The sequence below is a fragment of the Acutalibacter sp. 1XD8-36 genome (assembly GCF_009917525.1).
GTDB lineage: Bacteria > Bacillota > Clostridia > Oscillospirales > Acutalibacteraceae > Acutalibacter.
In genome coordinates, this window is the sequence record NZ_QZDU01000030.1 from 1 (window position 1) to 4,288 (window position 4,288).

Annotated in this window: 1 protein-coding gene; it reads right to left on the minus strand. The window is 54.2% G+C overall.

Translation table 11 applies throughout. The features are described from left to right. Positions 1–205: 205 nt before the first annotated feature. A partial coding sequence (locus D5270_RS16190; RefSeq protein WP_166545055.1) for an S-layer homology domain-containing protein occupies positions 206–4,288 on the minus strand: 4,083 nt, incomplete at its 5' end.

Sequence of the window (4,288 nt, forward strand, 5' to 3'; positions counted from 1 at the left end):
TACGAGAAGAAGAACGCCGAGGTTGAATAAGATTTCAACTCATCTAAATTTTATGATTACCCCATAAAGGCAAAGGGGGCGGAGAAATCCGCCCTCTTTGTCTTTGGTTTTAAAACAAAAAGTTTTGACTAAAAGCAGAGGAGGCAGATTGCTCTGCCTCCCCCGCCTTTATGGGGTAATCATAAAATTTAGATGAGTTGAAACCTTAGTTAAAGGAAGGGTACTTCTTGTCGAAGACCTTCACCAGCATAACGGCGGTCTGCTCGCGGTTCACAGTGCCCTTCTCGCCCGCAGGAGTGAAGTTGCCGTTGCCGGTGCCGCTCATGAGCCCGTCTGCCATAACTGCATTGACGTACGGCTTGGCCCAGTTTGCGACGTTCTTCCAGTCTTTCACGTTGTTCACGTTCTCGGTATTCTCCTCGTCAACCTCCAGGCCGCGCCACTTGGCGAGGATTATTGCCGCCGCCTGACGCTCGATGGAGCCGTTGGGATTGAAGCTGCCCTTGCCGTCGCCGGAGATATAGGACTTCTCGGTGCAGTACTTAATGGCGGCCTTCTGGACAGGGTTAATATTTGCAATATCATCGAAGGCATCCTCGCCGCCGTAGAGTTCTTCAAGGCGCTCGTCAGCTTCCTTCGTGTTGGTGATGTCCTCGTTGTTAGCCATCAGGTCGGCGCGGGCGATGATGACCGCGAAGTCCTTGCGGGACACGATGGCCTTGGGTGAGAACACGTTGGCTGTTGTGCTTGTGCTGCCCATGATGCCCATGTCGATGGCCCTCTTAACGAAGTCGCGCATGGTATCGTTGGTGACCTTGTCCAAATCCTCGAACTTGCTGGAGGGCTTATCCGGGTCGGGAGTGTCGTCGCTGAAGGTGACGGTCAGGGTGTAGGTAGCTTCTGTGCCGTCCTCGGCGGTGACTACTATTGTCACGGGCTTGGTGAGGTCAACAGGCAGGCTCTCCAGGTAGCGCTCGCCGTTTACTGCCACAGCCGCGCCGTTGTGCTCGATAGTCAGGGCCTGCTCCTTCTCGCTGTCCGCGGGCATGGTAACTGCAATCTCAGAGCCGCTGATGGTGGCGGAAGTCTCGCCGACCTTCAGGGAGGTAATCTGGTTTGAGTTGCTCTTGGCGCCCACTACCAGGTCAAGGCGGTAGTTCATGGAAGAACGCTGTGCGGCATTGTAGACCTGAATCTCGGCCTGCTTGGTCTTGATTTCGCCCCAGTTGCTGTTGGTGAAGTTGTCGCCAACGCCTGTAACGCGGGTCTCCTTGCCGGTCAGCTCGTCGTAGATGTACAGCTCGCCGTCCATCACGAAGAATGTGGTCTCATCATCAATCTGATTGTGCAGGTTAAGCTGCTTCTTGTACTCAGCCTTGCTAGCATTTTCCAGAGTGGTAGTGCCATTTCTGGTATCATCGTACTTTGTGCCATTATCCTTTATGGAATCTGCGGCAATAACTTCATTGGCCTCGTACTGACCCTTGTCGATAACCAGGGCACCGGTGGAGGTGCTGAACTTCAGCTTGAAGTCCTTGCTGTTGTCCTTGCGGTAGGCGGTCCAGTTGTAGCTGCCGGGTACGGTCAGCTTGATGTCGTCGTATGTGTTGCGGAACACTGCGGTCGCGCCGTTGGTGGCCTCTACGCCGGTCAGGGTGCGTCCGGTGTTCTCTGTGCCCTTTACCACGTACATTTTGTAGGCTACGGCATTGGCATTGAGCCAATCGTAATTTATATCAGCTGCGGTTGGTGTTCTATCTCCAGCATAGTATTTTGCCTCGCTATAGACATACAGGGTGTTGTATTTAGTAGCAGAGCCTGCGCTGGTAGTCAGGTTATCAAAGCCCAGTGCGAGTGGACCGGTGTATATATGAGACTGGTCCTCCTGGTTTATGGGATCAAGTGTCTTTGTGCTTGCCTTGGCTGAACCATCGGAAGCAATTCTGGCGTAGTTAAAGCCAGTGAAATCAACGTCGGTCAGGTACAGGACGTCGTCCTTTGTCCAGTCGTGGGGTACTTCAATTTTAATGGTCTTAGCAGCCTGGTCCACAGTGGCGAGCAGCTTGTTGCCGTCAATGTCAACCGCGCCTACGTAGGCCTGGCCGATATCGGTATGACCGACCAGCTGAGTGCCCAGAGTGGTGGCGACAGAGTAGATATAGTCGCTGTCGAGGGCCTTGTTAGCCTCAATACCGGTGATTATAGCGGTCTCAGCAGGCTGGTTGCGCTTCAGCTTGACCTGGTACACTTCCTTGGAAGTGTTTTTGCCGTTGGAAACGGTCAGGTTAAGAATACTGTCAAATGTGGCAAGGTCGGCAGCCGTGCCGCTGTTTGCAGCGCCGTCTTTATCCAGTGTGTACTGATTGACCCAGACTTTGGACATAACGGTAATGCTGTTTTCAAATGGGGTTTCGTTAGTATTGTTGCCAGAGTTTTGAGTCCCGTCGGTGGAACCGATAGCAACTGTTGTAGTTTTAACCTTTGTACCAGTCACACCATTGTTGCCGGGCACAACTACAGCACCGGCGTCGGGGTAGACATACAGATAAAGGCCGTTCAGCGGGTCATCTATTGCGGCGGTTGTAGCCTTTCCGGCATGGCACGCATAGGGAACCTTCAGGTCAAAGGAATTCTTGGCGTCAACTGTGCTGGCGGCAACCAGTGCACCCTTGCTGTTGCGTAGCTCAACGCGCTTCAGGCCCAGGCTCTGCGTCTTGGCAGCAGTCAGCTTAACAGTGTAGTCGATGTAGGAATCATCCTCGGAGGTCACGCGCAGGGTGAACTCGCCACTCTTTGCATTTATGCCATCGATAAAGTGGCGTGTGCCTGCTGTGGTAAAGCTAGAGGACCACCAGCCGTCGCCCTTGTCCTTATCAGTGGAGCTTGCGGCCATGGTCTGGTCGGGAATAGAAAGCTCTGCAGGCTTGTCGGTAGTTACATGGATATAGCAGCCGGTAGCAGGGTCAGCAGGGTCCCTTGCCTCGGTATTTCCCACGGCAAAGCTGTGGGTGTTGTCAACAGTGATATTGATGGTGCGCTCTGTGGAGGCAATGCCGGTCTTGCTCTCGGTATTGTCTACCTGGAGCTCGGTGATGACTGCTTTGGTCTTCTCAGGAGCAGGCTCGTCCAGCTCAATTTTCAGCCAAGCACCCACAGGATTGGCCTTGGTACGCACCAGCAGATAAACGAGGTCCTTGACGCCGTCTTCGAAACCCCAGTTAGCATGACCGCTGGTGATGAGCTTGAGCATGTGGTCCTGGTCAACAGTAGTAACCTGGTCTGACTTCATCCATTCACCAAATATAGTGGTGGAGCTAAAATCAAGTTCAACCTGGTCATCGTCAGTACCACTTACTTCGGCATCGCCGCTGGTACCCATGATACGCTTCACATTGTCAGTGGTCTTGAAACGGGGCACGAAGGCCGCCTCGCCCTCCTCAACCTTCAGCGTAGGCAGGCCGTCTTTTACCTCGGTCAGCTCATCAAGGTTGGTGGCGTTGGTAAAGCTCTCAAAAATGGTCTCGTGCTCGAAGGAAACCTTATAGCGGTTCACAACGCCGGTCTTGGCGGTCACGGTAATCTCCGCGCTCTTCTCGTCAATGTACTTGTAGACAGAGTTCGCATGTACAGAAGTGGGAGCGAACACATGAGAGGCAGCGCCATCCAGGGAAGCGTCCATTCCAACATCTGCGGGCTTCATGCCGAAGGGCAGGGTGATTGTGACTGTCTCGTTGACGTTGTCAATCACGCCGCCGATGGCGTGGGCCTCGATGCCGGTAGCGGTCACATCGGAGATGTAGCCGGGGATAGCGGTGCCAGTCAGATAACCGAAAGCGTAGTTGCCGCTGGTGTTATCCACGCGGATAGCAGCCAGGGTAGCGTCGTCATCGGGGATGGAGCTCGCCACGGTAATCTTCAGCGTGTGGTCTACGGGGTCAGCAGAGCCTACAGTCTCCCTCAGGGTGACAGTGTAGGTGTTCTCACCCACCACGTTGGCATTCTCCGCCAGGTAGAGCTTATGAGGCAAATCCAGCACAACGTCGGGGTTATTGCCCCCGGTCACCAGCTTCAGAGTAGTGCCCGGGATGGGCGCCCAAGCGATGGTGACGTCGTTAGAATCCCACACGGTAACTTCATAGTCGTTACCGTTGCGGGTGGCGCGGTAGGTGTCGACGGTGATGTTGAGCTCCTGCCCCACATCCTCATCTTCCGCCAGCGCGCTCATTGGGACCAAAGCGACGACCATGAGAATGGCCAGAAGAGCCGCAAGTGGTCTCTTAAGGAACTT